This window comes from Dietzia sp. SLG310A2-38A2 (genome assembly GCF_014145095.1).
Taxonomy (GTDB): Bacteria; Actinomycetota; Actinomycetes; order Mycobacteriales; family Mycobacteriaceae; genus Dietzia.
The window spans coordinates 397-900 of the sequence record NZ_JAALDX010000539.1 but is presented as its reverse complement, the minus strand read 5'-3'; positions in this window follow the sequence as shown (position 1 = coordinate 900).

The following is a 504-nucleotide window of genomic DNA, read 5'->3' as shown; positions in this document are numbered from 1 at the left end:
TGTGGGTATGCTCGAGTGAGCCATGACGATTACTCCGTCTGGTCAAGGCCCCTGTTGAGCGTTCATACCGCTCACGGGGGCCGCTTGTATGGCCCCCGATTCTCAGTCCACGATATTCTCTGCCCGACGCTTAGCGCCGATCTGCATTTATGCAGGTCAGGCACAGCGTTAAGCGGTTCCTAGTGCGCGACTACCTGGACTGATCTCCTGTCGGTCCGATACCCCCGGACCCCGGATGACCCCGGGCCCCGTCGACATCGACGGGGCCCGTGGTCATTTGTCGGATCACACGGTTGGGTGGAACGGGGAGGCGTGGACGTCCGCCCGGGCTACCAGCTGCGCAGCAACGAGATCCGCTCCCGGATCTGATCGGCCGAGGCCATGGGCACCGGAGGACCACCGCAGGAGTTACGCAACTGCGTGTGGATCGCACCGTGGGACTTGCCCAGGCGACCCGAGTACACGGACACCAGCGTGTTGAGCTGGCGCCTGAGATCCTTGAGC